Genomic DNA, 16212 nt, shown 5'->3' on the forward strand with positions numbered 1-16212 from the left:
ATCACGGTTTCCCCCATGCTCACCTTCCTGGATCGCGCACTGCGCTGGTCGACCGGCTTCATGGCCGCGATGGCCTTGTTCACCATCATGTGGCTCACCGTCTTCGACGTGACGGGCCGCAAGTTCCTCAACCACTCCGTGCCCGGCGGGCTGGAGCTCACCGAAGTGCTGATGGTCGTGGTGATCTTCGGCGCGCTGCCGCTGGTCTCGTGGCGCAGCGAGCACGTGGTGTTCGACTCGCTCGACCCCTTCATCCCCGACTGGATCCAGGGCATCCAGCAGCGCCTGGTGCACCTGGTGTGCGCCCTCGCATTCGGCTTCATGGCCTACCTGATGGTGCTGCGCGCCGACCGCTTCGCCGAGTACGGCGACATCACCGTATACCTGCAGCTGCCGCTGTCGCCCGTGGCCTGGATGATGGCCGTCTTCCTGGCCGTGACGGCGCTGGTGCACGCGGTGTTCGTGGTGGTGCGCGCGCCGCAGCGCGAGGCGGGCATGGGCGAAGGGAGCGCCTCATGATCGAAGCATCCATCGGCTTCGCCGCCGTCTTCCTCATGGCCGCGCTGCGCATCCCGCTGGCGGTGTGCATGGTCACCGTGGGCATGGGCGGCCTGGCCCTGCTGCGCGGCTGGCAGCCCGCGCTGGCCAGCACCAGCCAGGTGATCTTCGAGACCGGCTTCGCCTATGTGCTCTCGGTGATCCCGCTGTTTGTGCTCATGGGCAACTTCGTCGCGCGCGCGGGCATGGCGCGCGAGCTGTTCCAGGCCGCCAACGCCTTCGTCGGCCACCGCCGCGGCGGCCTGGCCATGGCCAGCATCATCGCCTCGGGCGGCTTCGGCGCCATCTGCGGCTCCTCCATCGCCACCGCCGCCACCATGACGCGCGTGGCCTACCCCGAGATGAAGCGCCACGGCTACCGCGACGCGCTCGCGGCCGGCTCCATCGGCGCCGGCGGCACGCTGGGCATCCTCATCCCGCCCTCGACCATCATGGTGATCTACGGGATCATCACCGAGACCGACATCGGCAAGCTCTTCGTGGCCGGCATCCTGCCGGGCATCGTGGCCATCGTCTGCCTGTGCCTGGCCGTGGTGGTGGTGACCTGGCGCGACCCCGCGGCCGGCCCCGCCGCCAAGCGCCACAGCTGGCCCGAGCGGCTGCGCGCGCTGCGCAACGTCTGGGGCGTGGCGCTGCTGTTCGCGCTCGTCATCGGCGGCATCTACGGCGGCGTGTTCACCGCCACCGAGGGCGCAGGCGTGGGCGCGGGCGGCGCCTTCGTGTTCGCGCTGCTGCGCGGCTCGCTCACGCCGCGCGCGCTGCTGGAGATCCTGCAGGAGAGCGCGCGCACCACGGCCATGCTGTTCACCATCCTGATCGCGGCCATGGTGTTCACCAGCTTCGTGAACTTCACCAGCATGCCCAACGACCTGCGCGACTTCATCGTGCAGTTCAGCCCCGAGCCCATCATGGTCGTGGTGATGATGATGGTGATCTACATCCTGCTCGGCCTGGTGATGGAGGAGCTCTCGATGGTGCTGCTGACCATCCCCGTGTTCTTCCCCGTCATCACCGGCCTGGGCTACGACCCGGTGTGGTTCGGCATCCTCATCGTCACCGTGATCGAGATCGGCATGATCTCGCCGCCCGTGGGCATGAACCTGTTCGTGATCAACGCGCTGCTGCCCAAGGTGCCGCTCAATCAGATCTTTCGCGGCGTCTGGCCCTTCGTGTTCGCCGACATCGTGCGCCTGGGCATCCTGGTGGCCTTCCCGGTGATCTCGCTCTGGTTGCCGGGGTTCATGAACCGCTGAACGCCGCGCCTTCGCCGCCGCCCTGCCCCACCACGCGCACCACGCGCTGCGGGAAGGGGATGTCGATGTGGTGCGCGCGCAGCGCCCGCAGGATGGCGTGGTTGATGTCCGAGCGCAGGTTGAGCTGGCCGTTCTCGGGATCGTCGATGGTGTAGCTCAGGGTGAACTCGAGGCCGTCGGCGCCGAAGTTGGACAGGGCCACCGAGGGCGCCGGGTCTGCGAGCACGCGGGGGCGGTCGCGCACCGCGTCGAGCAGCAGGCGCTCCACGAGTTCGATGTCGCTGTCGTAGTTGACGGTGAGCACCACCGTCTGGCCCACGCGCCCGCGCACCGGCGAGAGGTTTTCGACGCGGCTGGTGATCAGCGTCTCGTTGGGCACGATGGATTCGCGCCCGTTGAGCGCGCGCACCAGGGTGTAGCGCGCGTTGATGTCGGTGATGCGGCCCTCGAAGTTGTCCACGCGAACGTTGTCGCCGATGCGCACGCTGCGCTCGGCCAGGATCACGAAGCCGCTCACGTAGTTGGACGCGAGCTTCTGCAGACCGAAGCCGATGCCCACGCCCACCGCGCCGCCCAGCACCGACAGCGCGGTGAGGTCGATGCCCACGGCCGACAGCGCCACGATCAGGCCCACGAACATGAGCAGCGCGCGCGTGAAGTTGCTCACCGCCTTGCGCAGCGAGAGATCGCTGCCCACCGCGTTGCGCAGCAGCCGCGCCTCGATCGCGGCCGAGATCCACAGCGCCACGAGCAGCACCAGCGAGGCCGTGACCAGGCCCTCGACCAGGGTGCGCAGGCTCAGCGTGCTGCTGCCGGTTTTCCACTTCACCTGGTCCATCTCGGCCAGCACCACGGGCAGCAGGCCGCTCACCCACAGCACCATGGCGGCCCAGGCCACCCACGAAATGGTGCGCTCGAGCAGACGCACCCAGGGCTGGCCGTCGAAGGCCACCTGCAGCACCTTCACGCCGAGCCGGATGACCACCAGCGACACCAGCACCGGAATGGCGACGTGGAACACCGCGAGCGGCACGAACTTGACCATCACGCCGCGCGCCACGTAGCCGAGCAGCAGCAGCACCATGGGGAACAGGGCGCCGTCGATGAGGCGTTCGCCGAACAGCACCGAGTTCGGCGCGTGCTGCATCGAGAGCGCGCGGCGCAGCGCGCGCGTGAACAGCCAGGCCACCAGCACGGCCGCGGCGAGCGCGGCCAATTCGGCCAGCGACGCGGGTTGCAGCAGGCCACGCAGCCAGGCGCCGAAATCGTCAACCGGGCGGGGGGCCGGGGGAATGAGATCGTTCATCGGGAGCCGACAAAAGAATGAAAAGAAAGGCGCGGCCCGGCGGGCCGCTCACACACCCGCGAGCACGCGCAGATGCGCCTCGACGCTGCGCGCCAGCGCATCGAGCGCGTAGCCGCCTTCGAGGCAGCTCACGAGGCGGCCCTGGGCGTGGCGGTCGGCCACGGCCTTGATGCGTTCGGTCAGCCAGGCGTAGTCGGACTCGACCAGCCCGAGCTGGGCCATGTCGTCCTCGCGGTGGGCGTCGAAGCCCGCGCTCACGAAAACCATCTGCGGGCGGTGCTCGTCGAGCCGAGGGATCCAGTGGATGTCCACGAGCTCGCGGATGGCCATGCCGCGCGTGTACGCGGGCACCGGCAGGTTCACGAGGTTGGGCGCCACCGCGTGCTCACCCGGCGGGTAGAACGGGTGCTGGTAGAAGCTGCACATGAGGATGCGCTCGTCGCCGGCCACGATGTCCTCGGTGCCGTTGCCGTGGTGCACGTCGAAATCGATCACGGCCACGCGCTGCAGGCCGTGGCGCTCGAGCGCGTACTTGGCCGCCACCGCCACGTTGTTGACGAAGCAAAAGCCCATGGCCTGGCGGCGCGTGGCGTGGTGCCCGGGCGGGCGCACGGCGCAGAAGGCGTTGGCGAGTTCGCCCGCCATCACCGCGTCCACCGCGTCGATGGCGGCGCCCGCGGCCATCAGGATGGCGTCCCAGCTGTGCGGGTTCATGGAGGTGTCGGGGTCGACCTGCGCGCGCGAAGGGCCGCCGGCCTGCATGTCGTCGCGCAGTTGCTCGGCCAGGCCGCGCAGCGACGCGAGGTGCATGCGGTCGTGCGCGAGTTCGAGGTCGGCCAGCGCAGCCGCGGTGGCCTCGCGCCGCTCCAGCGCGGCGTCGAGCCCGGTCATGAGCAACCGGTCTTCGATCGCATCGAGCCGTTCGGGGCATTCGGGGTGGCCGGCGCCCATCTCGTGCTGCCAGCATGCCCGGTGGGTGAAATAACCTGTGGCGTGGGACATCTCTGAACTGCTGTGAGAATCGCGGCCGCTATGCAAGACCAACGACAAAGCCAACGACAGATCGACGGCAAGATCCAGCAACTGCTGAGCCAGCTTAACACGGTGATCGTGGGCAAGACCCAGCAGGTCAACGACAGCGTGGCCTGCCTGCTGGCGGGCGGGCACCTGCTGATCGAGGACGTGCCCGGCGTGGGCAAGACCACGCTGGCACACGCGCTCGCGCGATCCTTTGGCCTGCAATTCGCTCGCGTGCAATTCACCGCCGACCTGATGCCCACCGACCTGATCGGCGTGTCCATCTACGAGCGCGGCCGCGAGGCCTTCGTGTTCCACCCGGGCCCGGTGTTCGCCCAGGTGCTGCTGGCCGACGAGATCAACCGCGCCAGCCCCAAGACGCAGAGCGCGCTGCTCGAAGCGATGGAGGAAAAGCAGGTCACGGTGGAGGGCGAGACCCGGCGCCTGCCCGAGCCCTTCTTCGTGATCGCCACGCAGAACCCGCACGACCAGCTCGGCACCTACGCGTTGCCCGAATCGCAGCTCGACCGCTTCCACATGCGGCTGTCGCTGGGCTACCCCGACCGCGCCGCCGAGCGCGAGCTGCTGCGCGGCGAAGACCGGCGCTCGCTGATCGAAGCGCTGCCGCCTGCGCTCACGCCCGACGACCTGGCCCGCCTGCAGCGCGCGGTGGCCGCGGTGCACACCGCCGAGCCGGTGCTCGAGTACCTGCAGGACCTGGTGGCCGCCACGCGCAACGGGCGCTGGTTCCTGCAAGGCCTGTCACCGCGCGCCGCGCTGGCCGTGGTGCGCGCCGCCAAGGCGCAGGCCTTCCTGCAGGGGCGCGATTACGTGGCGCCCGACGACCTTGCCGCCATCCTGCCCCAGACCACGGCACACCGCCTGATCCCCGTGCGCGACGCCGGCCGCGGCCCGCTCGAGCAAGTGCGCGCCATGCTCGACGCCGTTCCCCTGCCCTGATGAACCCGCTGCGTCCGCTGCGCCGCCGCCTGCAGGCCTGGTTCCACAACCGGATCCGGCGCAGCGACACGCTCACGCTGACCCAGCGCAACGTCTACATCCTGCCCTCGCGCCCGGGCTGGATGCTGGCGCTGACCCTGGCCGTGCTGCTGCTGGCCAGCATCAACTACCAGCTCAACCTCGGCTACCTGCTCACCTTCCTGCTCGCGGGCAGCGCGCTCGTGGGGATGCACGTGTGCCACGGCAACCTGCGCGGCCTCACGCTGCACCTGCACCCGCCCGAGCCCGTGCACGCGCACGAGGCCGTGGTGCTGGAGCTGCAGCTCGCCAGCGAGCGCCGCCGCGTGCGGCATGGCATCGGCCTGGGCGTGGTCGACGCCGACGGCCAGGCCCCGACACTGGCCTGGACCGACGTGCCCGCCCAGGGCCGCACCCCGGTGCAGCTGGCCTGGCGCGCGCCCGGCCGGGGCCTGCATGCGCTGCCCACGCTGATGGCGCAAACCGGGTTCCCGCTCGGCACCTTCCGCGTCTGGGCCTTCTGGCGCCCCGCGGCCACCGCGCTGGTGTACCCCGAACCCGAAGCCCACCCGCCGCCGCTGCCCCCGGGCGAGCCGCAGGGCGGCGGCGCCGGCAGCGCGCGCGTGCAGGCCACGGGCGAGTACGACGGCGTGCGCCCCTACCGCCGCGGCGACCCGCTGAAATCGGTGGTGTGGAAGAAGGCCGCGCAGGCCTTCGCCAGCGGCCGCGACGAGCTCGTGAGCCGCGACGCGCTGTCCAGCCAGCGCCAGGCGCTGTGGCTGGACATCAACCAGTGCGGCGGCGCGGGCATGGAAGCGCGTCTGTCGCGCCTGACGGCCTGGGTGCTCATGGCCGACCGGCTCGGCCTCGATTACGGCCTGCGCGTGCCCGGGCGCGAGATCGCCCCCGACCAGGGCGCGGCCCACCGCGCCCGCTGCCTGGAGGCGCTGGCGCTGTGCTGACCCTGCACGCTCCCGGCCGCGGCGCCAGCCTGCCCCGCGACACGCGCGACACGCTGTTCCTGCTCGCGGTCATCGCCTGGGTCGTCGCGCTGCAGGCGGCCCACATCCCCGCCTGGACCACCGCGCTCACGGGCGTGCTGCTGGCGTGGCGCGGCTGGCTCGCGCTCCAGGCACGGCCGCTGCCGGGCTGGCCGTGGCGCGCGGGCCTGCTGGCCGTGGCCCTGGCCGGTACCTGGGCCAGCCACGGCACGCTGCTCGGGCAGAACGCGGGCGTGACCCTGGTGGTGGTGCTGCTGGCGCTCAAGACGCTGGAGCTGCGCGCGCGCCGCGACGCCTTCGTGGTGTTCTTCCTCGGCTTCTTCGCGCTGCTCACGCACTTCTTCTATTCGCAATCGCTGGTCACGGCCGCGGGCATCCTGGTGGCGCTGCTGGGCCTGCTCACCGCGGTGGTCAACGCCCACATGCCGGTGGGCCGGCCGCCGCTCGCACAGGCCGCGCGCATCGCCGCCGGCATGGCGCTGATGGGCGCGCCCATCATGCTGGTGCTGTTCCTGCTGTTCCCGCGCATCGCGCCGCTGTGGGGCGTGCCCAACAACAACCCCACGGGCACCAGCGGCCTGTCCGAAGACATGCGCGTGGGCGATGTGGCGCAGCTCGCGCTCGACGACAGCATTGCCCTGCGCGTGCGCTTCGACGGCCCGCCACCGCCCGCGGCCCTGACCTACTTCCGCGGCCCGGTGCTGAGCCGCTTCGACGGCCGCCGCTGGACGCAGCAGCTCGAACCCACAGCGCTGTCGGCCGGCCTGCGCGCCGAGCTGCGCCCGCGCGGCGAGCCGCTGCGCTACGAGGTCACGCTGGAGCCGCACCAGCGGCGCTGGCTGTTCGTGCTCGAGGCCGCCACCGAAGCGCCCGAGCTGCCCGGCAACCGCGTGCGCATGACCACCGACCTGCAGTGGGTCACGCAGCGCCCCATCGTGTCGCTGGTGCGCTACCGCGCGCAAAGCCACGTCGATTTCGGCCACGGTCCGCTGCAGGACAGCGCCGCCCTGCGCGAGTTCGTCGACCTGCCCCCGGGCTTCAACCCCCGCACCCTGCAACTCGCGCAGGACCTGCGCCGCGTCCATGGCCCGGGGCCGCAGAACGCGCCCGCGCTGGTCGACGCCGTGCTCGAGCGCCTGCGCACCGGCGGCTTCGTCTACACCCTGGAGCCCGGCGTGTACGGCCAGCACACCGCCGACGAGTTCTGGTTTGACCGCAAGGCCGGCTTCTGCGAGCACTTCGCGAGCGCCTTCGCGGTGCTCATGCGCGCCATGGACATCCCGGCCCGCGTGGTCACGGGCTACCAGGGCGGCGAGCTCAACAGCGTCGACGGCTACTGGACCGTGCGCCAGCGCGACGCCCACGCCTGGACCGAGGTGTGGCTGCAGGGGCGCGGCTGGGTGCGCGTGGACCCCACGGGCGCGGCGGTGCCCTCGCGCATCGGCTCGCTGCAACGGCTGCAGGCCCCCGTGGGCGCCGTGGCGGGCGCACTGCGCGCCGCCGTGGGGGCCGACCTGATCGGCCTGCTGCGCGCCAACTGGGAGGCGCTCAACAACACCTGGAACCAGTGGGTGCTCAACTACACGCAAGACCGCCAGTTCGAGCTGCTGCGCTCGCTGGGCGTGGCGTCACCGAGCTGGCAGGACCTGGCCCTGGTGCTGCTCGCGGTGGTGGTCGTGGTGAGCCTGGTGGGCGCGGCCTGGGCCGTCTGGGAACGCCGGCGCCACGACCCCTGGCTGCGCTTGCTGCACCACGCGGGCAGGCGCCTGACAACCCTGGGCCTGCAGGCCAGCGACCGGACCCCGCCGCGCGAACTCGCCCGCCAGCTGCGCGAGCGTTTTGCGCACGACCCCGCCGCAGCGGCGCTGGCCGACTGGCTGCTGCGCCTGGAAGCGCAGCGCTACGCGCCCCGCAGCACCACCACGCTGGCCGAACTGCGGCGCGAGTACCGTCGGCTGCGTTGGCCCCCGGCGCGCGGCGCGTGATGAAATCGGGGCAATGAAACGCCGATCGATCCCGCTCGCCCTGTTCGCCGCGAGCCTGCCGCCCGCCTGGTCCACCGCCCCCTCGGGCCCACCCAAAACCCGCCCTGCCACGCGCAAGGCCGCGCCCGAGCGCTTCTACCGCGACCACCCGGCCGCCATGGCCTTCGCCGACGATCTCGCCCAGCGCCGCGGCCTCGACACCGGGTGGGTGCGCGAGCAGATCGGCCGCGCGCGTCGGCTCGAGGCCGCCATCCGCGGCGTCACGCCGCCGCCCGCGGGCGTGCCCAAGAACTGGGCCGCCTACCGCGCGCGCTTCATCGAACCCGTCCGCCTCGCCGCGGGCCAGCGCTTCTGGCTGGACAACCGCGCCACGCTGGCGCGCGCCGAGGCCGAGTTCGGCGTGCCCGCCAGCCTCATCGTGGGCGTGATCGGCGTGGAAACGCTGTATGGCCGCCACACCGGCACCCACAAGGTGATGGACGCCATCACCACGCTGGCCTTCGACTTCCCCGCCGTGCACCCGCGCGCGGCCGCGCGCACCGCCTTCTTCCGCGACGAGCTCGAACAGCTGCTGAGCCTGTGCCAGCGCGGCGGCATCGACCCGCACAGCCTGCTGGGCAGCTTCGCGGGCGCCATGGGTTGGCCGCAGTTCATGCCCAGCAGCTGGGTGAAATACGCGATCGACTTCGACGGCGACGGCCGGATCGACCTCTTCGACAGCCCGGCCGACGTGATCGGCTCGGTCGCGAACTACTTCAAGACCTTCGGCTGGCAAAGCGGCATGCCCACGCACTACCCGGTGCGCTTCGACCCGGCCCGGCTCGACCTCGAGACCCTGCTCGCGCCCGACATCCTGCCCAGCTTCAGTGTCGAGAACTTCCTCGCCAAAGGCGCGGTCGTGGACGGCGAGGCGCTGCAGCACCCGGGCAAGCTCGCGCTGATCGAGCTGCAGAACGCGGGCGCGCCATCCAGCTACGTGGCCGGCACCGACAACTTCTACGTGGTCACGCGCTACAACTGGAGCAGCTACTACGCCATGGCCGTGATCGAGCTCGGCGAGGCGGTGAAGGCGGCGCTGCCGCGCTGAGCGCGGCCCGGGGCTTAGGCTGTTCCTTCAAGCCGATCCGGCCATTTGCATGAGGAACCGCCGCGGTGCGGTGCCTTACGAATGCAGGGCCCATGAACCCCGACCAAGTCCTGCAGGCGCTCGCCAACGCCTTCAACGCCCCCGACCTGCAGTTCGATGCCAACGGCTGCGCACGCCTGCGCGTGGACGACCGCATCGACGTGAACTTCGAGCGCAGCAGCGGGCACCTGCTGCACGTGTACTGCACCTTGGGCGCGCTGCCCGCCGATCACCGCGAGACGGTCTATGAGCGCCTGCTCACGGCCAACCTGTTCGGCGCCGAAACGGGCGGCGCCTCGCTCGCCATCGACCCGGAATTCGGCGAGATCGTGCTGTGCACCGACGTGGGCAACCACGGCTGGACGGCCGAACTCATCGCCTCGCGCATCGACCGCTTCGTGGACGCCGCGCTGGCCTGGCAAGAGCGCTTCACCGACCTCGCGGCCACGCCGGGCGATGCCGCGGCGCAGGCGAGCTTTCAGCGCCCGGTCGAATTCATCGAGCGCGCCTGAGCCAGGGCCGATGACGGGCCGCCGTCTGATCCGCGGTTGGGAACGATCCCCTCGATCGTTTCACTGACAGACACCGCAACCCTGCACGACGGAGCCTTCATGCACCCTGCCTCAAAAGCCCAGTTCGACGCGCTTCTCCGCACGCCCTTCCATGACGCGCCCACGGGCGGCGCACAACGCTACCGCGTGACATCGAGCGGCAAGCCCCGTTCGCTGCTCGCACGTGCCGTCAAGTCCGCGAAGCACGGGGCTCAGCGCGCGTACAACGCCGTGGCGCCCAAGGGCATTCGCACGCAAGCCAAGCTGCGCGAGTCGCTGCGCGAATGCAGCCATCGCATGGGTGATCTTCTGGGCGCCATGCTGACGGCCAAAGCCAACGATGCGGACCTGAGCCGTATCGTCGCCGAGGCCCAGCGCTGCGATGCCGCGGCGAAGAAGCTGCTCGCACGGTCAGACGGGCGTTGGACCGATGCCGATGCCCTGGTGAGCGCGCGGCTCTACACGCACTTGGAAGCCATGCGCTCGGAACAACTCGGCGCGCTCAGGCGCCAACTGGCCTCGCTGAGCACCTCGGATGTGGCGAGCAAGGATGTGGTCATCCTGCTCAAGGGTTTCGCCAGGGCCGTGGACCACCAGATAGGCCAGCATCAGCGCCACGCCTTGGCGAATGTGCTCAAAGGCGTTCTGGTCAGCGCGTCGGCCACCGCCTGCCGCAGCACCCTGGCTGAGCTGGACCACGCGTGGGCAGCAGGCGCCCCTTTGCAGGACACACACCAGACCATTGAACTGGACTGGGCCTCCTCGGTGAACGAGGTCGTGAACGTCGGGGAGCCGGCGATGGCAGCCGCCATGCACGCCAACCTGGGCCTGATCTTTTCTGTCGATGGCGAACTGGCCAGGCATCCTGTGTTGGGCTTTCTCGGCACGGCGCTGAAGAACCGAACCCCTGTCGGCAGCGCGCCGCACGATGCCCCGGCGTTGAATGCGCAAGCCCCATCGGCCGCGCATGCGAATGCGGCGGCTGACGCCAGCGCGACCTACGCCCTGCACCCGACGATGCGGGCGTTCATGGACAGCACCGAGGTGGTCTTCACGCGTTCGCTCGAATGGTTCCACCAACAGCATCGGCAGCCCGACCAGATGCCTCAGGGCGAGGACGCCTGCATCGCGGAGATCGCCAGCCAGCTCGTTGAGGCGGCCCGGCACTGGAACGAACTGGAGACCCGGCGCACGACCGACGGCCTGCCCAGGAACGACACCATGGAAAAGCAGCTGGCGCTTCTGCAGGCCGAAGCCCAGTACCTGCCGACCGAGAACGAACTCGTGAGGGCCTTGCCCGCGGAAAGCCGCCCCGCCGCACGCAGCGCGCTCCGGAACGCGTTCACGGTGCTGGGCATGACGCTGCGCCGCTGAGGGAACTCCGCCGGCCTGGGCGGGCCCCGCGCCTCACCCCGCTGGCACCAGAAAGTCCTGGCTGATGCGCCAGCCGAGTTCGTTCACGCGGTCGAGGAACTGCGTGAGGTAGGCGTGCAGGCCCGTGGCCAGGATCTCGTCGATGCGGCCGTACTGCAGTTCGGCCTTGAGCTTGCCCGCACGGCGCAGTGTTTCGGCGCTGTTGTCGTGCGCCACCACGCCCAGGTTGTTCACCACCTCGTTCACGCTCGCGGCCAGGCTGCGCGGCATGTCGGCGCGCAGGATCAGCAGCTCGGCCACCCGCTCGGGCGTGATCACGTCGCGGTACACCTTGCGGTAGACCTCGAAGCCGCTCACGCTGCGCAGGATCGCGCTCCAGTGGTAGAAGTCGTACTCCTGGTCGAGCTCGCTGGCCGCGCCGTAGAAGTCGCTGTGCACCGCGTGGAACTTCACGTCGAGCAGGCGCGCGGTGTTGTCGGCGCGCTCGAGGAAAGTGCCCATGCGGTAAAAGTGGAACGCTTCGTCCTGCAGCATGGTGCCGATGGCCACACCGCGCGAGAGGTGCGAGCGGAACTTGACCCACTCGAAGAACTCGCCCGGGTCGCGCTCGAAGTTCTTGCCCTTGAGCATGCGCGTGAGCTCGAGCCAGGTCTGGTTCTGCGTTTCCCAGAACTCGGTGGTGAGCGCGCCGCGCACCGCGCGCGCATTCTCGCGTGCCGCGCGCAGGCACGACACGATGCTCGACGGGTTGTTCTCGTCGCGCACCATGAAGTCGAGCACGTTGCGCGGCGTGATGGCCTCGCCGTACTTGGTGCGGTACGAAGGCATGAGCTCGCTGATGGTCAGCAGGCCTTCCCAGCCCACCTGCGCCACCGCGGCCGATTGCGGCAGCAGCGAGGTCTGGTAGTTGACATCGAGCATGCGCGCGGTGTTCTCCGCGCGCTCGGTGTAGCGCGACATCCAGAAGAGGTGGTCGGCGGTGCGCGACAGCATGTGGGTCTCCCTTGGGTTCAGTCTTCGAGGATCCAGGTGTCTTTCGTGCCACCGCCTTGCGACGAGTTGACCACCAGAGAACCTTCCTTGAGCGCCACGCGCGTGAGGCCGCCGGGCACCAGCTGCACCTCCTTGCCCGAGAGCACGAAGGGCCGCAGATCGATGTGGCGGGGCGCCACGCCGCTTTTCACGTAGGTGGGGCAGGTCGACAGCGACAGCGTGGGCTGGGCGATGTAGCCCTCGGGCTTGGCGATCACGGCCTGGCGGAACTCCTCGATCTCGGCCTTGGTGGAGGCCGGCCCCACCAGCATGCCGTAGCCGCCCGCGCCGTGCACCTCCTTCACCACGAGCTCGGGCAGGTGGGCCAGGATGTACTTGAGGTCTTCGGGGTTGCGGCCCATGAAGGTGGGCACATTGGCCAGGATGGGTTTCTGACCGAGGTAGAACTCGATCATCTTGGGCACGTAGGGATAGATCGACTTGTCGTCGGCCACGCCGGTGCCCACCCCGTTGCAGATGCTCACGTTGCCGCTGCGGTACACGTCGAGCAGGCCCGCGCAGCCCAGCGTGGACGTGGGCCGGAACACCAGCGGATCGAGAAAGTCGTCGTCGACGCGGCGGTAGATCACGTCGACCCGGCGCGGGCCACGCGTGGTGCGCATGTAGACGAAGTTGTCCTTCACGAACAGGTCCTGGCCCTCGACCAGTTCCACGCCCATCTGCTGTGCGAGAAAGGCGTGTTCGAAGTAGGCGCTGTTGTACATGCCGGGCGTGAGCACCACCACCGTGGGCTCGGCCGTGGTGGCCGGGCTCACCGAGCGCAGTGTCTCGAGCAGCAGGTCGGGGTAGTGCGCCACGGGCGCCACGCGGTTCTCGCCGAACAGCTCGGGGAACAGCCGCATCATCATCTTGCGGTCTTCGAGCATGTAGCTCACGCCGCTGGGCACGCGCAGGTTGTCTTCGAGCACGTAGTACTCGCCCTCGCCCTGGGCGTTGGGCGCACGCACGATGTCGATGCCCGCAATGTGCGAGTAGATCTGGTGCGGCACGTCCACGCCCATCATCTCGGGGCGGAACTGCGCGTTCTGCAGGATCTGGTCGGCCGGGATCACGCCGGCCTTGATGATCTCCTGCTCGTGGTAGACGTCGTGGATGAAGCGGTTGAGCGCGGCCACGCGCTGCACCAGGCCCTCTTCCATGCTGCGCCATTCGTGGGCCGGGATGATGCGCGGGATCAGGTCGAAGGGAATGAGACGCTCGGTGCCGGCGCCGTCTTCGTCCTTGGCGCCGTACACCGCGAAGGTGATGCCCACGCGGCGGAAGATCATCTCGGCCTCTTCGCGGCGGGCGGCCATGACCTCGTCGGGTTGCTCGGACAGCCAGCGTGCGTACTGCCGATAGTGCTCACGCACTTCGGATGGCGAGGCGTGCATCTCGTCGAACATCGGTCGTTGGCTCATGGTTGTTGTGCTCCTGGCAGCAGGATAGCAAGCTCCGGGCCAGCCGCCACGGGCGGGCGGGGTTCGCGGTGCTGCCAGTAGCGCCCGGCCTGCTCGCGCTCGCAACGCATGGCCTCGGGTTCATCGCTGCGCCAGGTGGCCGCGCCGCAGCGCGGCGTGTCCACCCAGGCCAGGCCGCGCGCGTCGTAGCGCGCCAGCACGGCCGGCGCCGGATGGCCGTAGCGGTTGCGGTAGCCCGCCTGCACCACCACCCAGCGCGGCCGCAGGGTGTTGAGCAGCACCGGGCTCGACGAGCTGGCGCTGCCGTGGTGGGGCGCGAGCAGCAGCGCCACGCGTTCCTGCGGGCGGGCCAGCGCCAGCCGCGTTTCCTGCGCCGCGGGCACGTCGCCCGTGAGCCAGGCCACCTGGGCCCCGGCCGCGATGCGCAGCACACACGACAGCGCGTTGGTCGGCACGCCCGCTCGGGCGTAGGTGGCGTCGTCGGGGTGCAGCAGCTCGAAGTCCACGCCGTCCCAATGCCAGCGCTCGCCCGCGCGGCAGCGCAAGGCCGGGTCGTCGTCGAACGACGAACGCCACACCGCCCCAGGGAACGCGCGCCGTAAGGCGTCGGCGCCACCGGCGTGGTCGCTGTCGCGGTGGCTGATCACCACCCGATCGGGCTGCACGCCCAGGGCGCGCAGCAGCGGCAGCACGGTGCGTTCGCCGGCGTCGGCCTCCGGGCTCCAGCGCGGGCCGCTGTCGTAGACCAGGGCGTGCCGCGCCGTTCGCACCAGCACCGCGCTGCCCTGCCCGACGTCGATGGCCAGCACCTCGAACGCGCCCGGCGGCGGGCGCGGCGGCTGGTACAGGCCGGCCGGGGCCATGAGCAGCAGGCCGGCAAGGCGCATCACGCCGGGCAGCCGCATCACCAGCAAGGCGCCGCCGGCCACCGCGGCCAGCGCGGCCGAGAAGGGCACGGCGGGGCGGTGCACCACGGCCCAGGGCCACGCGGCCATGGGCTGCAGCAGCGCATTGAGCAGCTCCACCGCCCACGCGGCCAGCGACCACAGCGGGTGCAGCAACACGCCCAGCAAGGCCAGCGGCGTGACCACGAAACCCACCCAGGGCACGGCCACCAGGTTGGCGAGCAGGCCCACCAGCGAGAACTGGCCAAACAGCAGCAGGCCCAGCGGCGCGAGGCCCAGCGTCATCAGCCATTGCTCGCGCCACAGGCGCGCGGCGGCACGCCCGCCGCGGCGCCACAGCGGCAGGCTGCGGGCGCCGGCCGGCGAAGGGCGGCCCGGGTCGGCCGCGAACAGCAGCGCCACGGCCAGAAAGCTCAACCAGAACCCCGCGTCCAGCAGCGCCCAGGGGTCGAGCACCAGCACGGCCGCCATCGCGAGCAGCCACACGGCGGGCCAGGGCCATTGGCGCACGGTCACGCGCAGCCCCACGACCAGCGCCAGCATGAGCACGGTGCGCTGCGCGGGCACATCGCCGCCGGCGAGCAACGCATAGGCCGTGGCGGCCAGCACGCCGCCCACCGCCGCGGCGTGGCTCGCGGGCCAGCGCATGGGCAGTGCGGGCCACCAGCGGCCGATGCCGCGCCACAGCGCCGCGATGAGCACGGTCGCCAGCCAGGCGAACAGTGTCACGTGCGCGCCCGAGATCGCCATCGCATGGGCGGTGGCGGTGTCGCGGTACAGTGCCCAGTCGGCGCGGTCGATTGCGGCCTGGTCGCCCACCGCGAGCGCCGCGATCACCCCGGCGCTTCGCGGATCGCCCACCCGCTGCGCGATGGCCTGTGCAATGGCCTGCCGCGCGCGGTCCACCGGGTGCCAGGGCGTGGTGCCCAGGCGCCGGGGCGGCGCCGCCCGCGGGCCCAGGCGCACCGAGCCGGTGGCGCCGATGCCCTGCTCCCAGAGCCAGCGCTCGCGGTCGAAGCCGCTCGGGTTGGCATCGCCGTGCGGGCGCTTCAGGCGCAGCTCGAGGGCCCAGCGGTCGCCTGCGCGCAGGTCGGGCGGCTCGGTCTCGTCGCTGGCCGCACGGTACCAGCCGAGCAGCAGGCGCGGCGGCAACCGCACCTCGACGCCGGCGAGCGCCGCCCGCTCCACCACGAACACGAAGCGCAGGCCCGTGGCCCCGGCCTGCGGCAGCGAGGCCACGCGGCCCACCACCGCGATGTCGCGGCCTTCGAGCGCCACATCGAGCCCGTCGGCCTGAAACGCATGCGCGCGCCAGCCGGTGCAGCCCACGGCCAGCGCCAGGCCGGCGAAGGCCCAGGCCGCGCGGGAGCGCAGCCACAAAGCCAGCAGCCCGCAGAGCACCAGGCTCTGGTACACGGGCAGCGGCCACAGCGCCGCTTGCTGCAGTTGCAGGGCGGTGCCGGCCACGCCGGCGGCCAGGCACCAGCCCGCCCGCCAGGGGATGGGGGTCAGGGTTTGCAAGGGGAAGGGGCGGCGGTGTCTGAGGGCATGGGGCCCGCATGCTTGGGCAGGGACGTGGGCCGGGCCATCGGCCACAAGGCCGATTGCTCCGGCGGCCGCCCTGCGCCGGCGCGCCAGCGTCATGGTGTTGTGGCGCAGCTCTTGCTAGCATGGCCCGCAGCCGCGCACCCTGGCGCGCGGCGCC

At 70.9% G+C, this 16212-nt stretch carries 13 protein-coding genes; 8 read left to right on the forward strand and 5 right to left on the reverse strand.

Annotated elements, in window-relative coordinates; translation table 11 throughout:
* Window positions 1–15 precede the first annotated feature (15 nt).
* Window positions 16–519 (forward strand): TRAP transporter small permease, encoded by a 504-nt coding sequence (locus tag WDZ95_RS02705; RefSeq protein ID WP_425776084.1) that lies wholly within the window; start codon window positions 16–18, stop codon window positions 517–519.
* Window positions 516–1811 carry a TRAP transporter large permease gene (locus WDZ95_RS02710; protein WP_425776085.1) on the forward strand — a complete coding sequence of 432 codons (1296 nt, stop codon included), beginning with the start codon at window positions 516–518 and terminating at the stop codon, window positions 1809–1811. The genes WDZ95_RS02705 and WDZ95_RS02710 overlap by 4 nt, the downstream gene beginning before the upstream one ends.
* Here the strand turns inward: WDZ95_RS02710 and WDZ95_RS02715 are convergent.
* Window positions 1798–3117 carry a mechanosensitive ion channel family protein gene (locus WDZ95_RS02715; protein ID WP_425776086.1) on the reverse strand — a complete coding sequence of 440 codons (1320 nt, stop codon included), beginning with the start codon at window positions 3115–3117 and terminating at the stop codon, window positions 1798–1800. The two genes, WDZ95_RS02710 and WDZ95_RS02715, sit on opposite strands and share 14 nt — an antisense overlap.
* 48 nt (window positions 3118–3165) lie before the next feature.
* Window positions 3166–4119 carry a histone deacetylase family protein gene (locus tag WDZ95_RS02720; protein WP_425776087.1) on the reverse strand — a complete coding sequence of 318 codons (954 nt, stop codon included), beginning with the start codon at window positions 4117–4119 and terminating at the stop codon, window positions 3166–3168.
* 30 nt (window positions 4120–4149) lie between these two features.
* On the opposite strand from WDZ95_RS02720, the gene WDZ95_RS02725 reads away from it, so the two are divergent.
* The 6 genes from WDZ95_RS02725 (at window position 4150) to WDZ95_RS02750 (ending at window position 11149) form a co-directional block, all read left to right on the forward strand.
* Complete coding sequence (locus tag WDZ95_RS02725) at window positions 4150–5094, forward strand: AAA family ATPase (RefSeq protein ID WP_425776088.1); 945 nt, start codon at window positions 4150–4152, stop codon at window positions 5092–5094.
* Entirely contained in the window at window positions 5094–6074 is a 981-nt protein-coding gene (locus tag WDZ95_RS02730; protein WP_425776089.1) for a DUF58 domain-containing protein, read from the forward strand. Before WDZ95_RS02725 ends, WDZ95_RS02730 begins: the two co-directional genes overlap by 1 nt.
* Before the next feature lie 2 nt (window positions 6075–6076).
* Window positions 6077–8098, forward strand: a complete 2022-nt coding sequence (locus tag WDZ95_RS02735; protein ID WP_425776253.1) for a transglutaminaseTgpA domain-containing protein — start codon at window positions 6077–6079, stop codon at window positions 8096–8098.
* A 13-nt stretch (window positions 8099–8111) separates the two neighbouring features.
* The gene (gene mltB / locus WDZ95_RS02740; protein WP_425776090.1) at window positions 8112–9185 is read left to right on the forward strand and encodes a lytic murein transglycosylase B; all 1074 of its coding nucleotides are present in this window, start codon (window positions 8112–8114) and stop codon (window positions 9183–9185) included.
* Window positions 9186–9277: 92 nt separating this feature from the next.
* On the forward strand, window positions 9278–9736 hold the full coding sequence (locus WDZ95_RS02745) for a type III secretion system chaperone (RefSeq protein WP_425776091.1): 459 nt from the start codon (window positions 9278–9280) through the stop codon (window positions 9734–9736).
* Window positions 9737–9835: 99 nt separating this feature from the next.
* Window positions 9836–11149: a hypothetical protein gene (locus WDZ95_RS02750; protein WP_425776092.1), complete on the forward strand. Its 1314-nt coding sequence runs from the start codon at window positions 9836–9838 to the stop codon at window positions 11147–11149.
* 33 nt (window positions 11150–11182) lie between these two features.
* On the opposite strand, the gene WDZ95_RS02755 is transcribed toward WDZ95_RS02750, so the two are convergent.
* From WDZ95_RS02755 to WDZ95_RS02765, 3 genes are read right to left on the reverse strand one after another with little or no spacing between them, the layout of a single operon-like run.
* Window positions 11183–12142: an alpha-E domain-containing protein gene (locus tag WDZ95_RS02755; RefSeq protein WP_166227150.1), complete on the reverse strand. Its 960-nt coding sequence runs from the start codon at window positions 12140–12142 to the stop codon at window positions 11183–11185.
* Window positions 12143–12159: 17 nt separating this feature from the next.
* Window positions 12160–13602, reverse strand: coding sequence for a circularly permuted type 2 ATP-grasp protein (locus WDZ95_RS02760; RefSeq protein WP_425776093.1), 1443 nt, complete (start codon window positions 13600–13602; stop codon window positions 12160–12162).
* On the reverse strand, window positions 13599–16028 hold the full coding sequence (locus WDZ95_RS02765; RefSeq protein WP_425776094.1) for a DNA internalization-related competence protein ComEC/Rec2: 2430 nt from the start codon (window positions 16026–16028) through the stop codon (window positions 13599–13601). Before WDZ95_RS02765 ends, WDZ95_RS02760 begins: the two co-directional genes overlap by 4 nt.
* Window positions 16029–16212: the final 184 nt, after the last annotated feature.

The sequence above is a fragment of the Hydrogenophaga sp. T2 genome, from assembly GCF_049843535.1.
GTDB lineage: Bacteria > Pseudomonadota > Gammaproteobacteria > Burkholderiales > Burkholderiaceae_C > Hydrogenophaga > Hydrogenophaga crocea.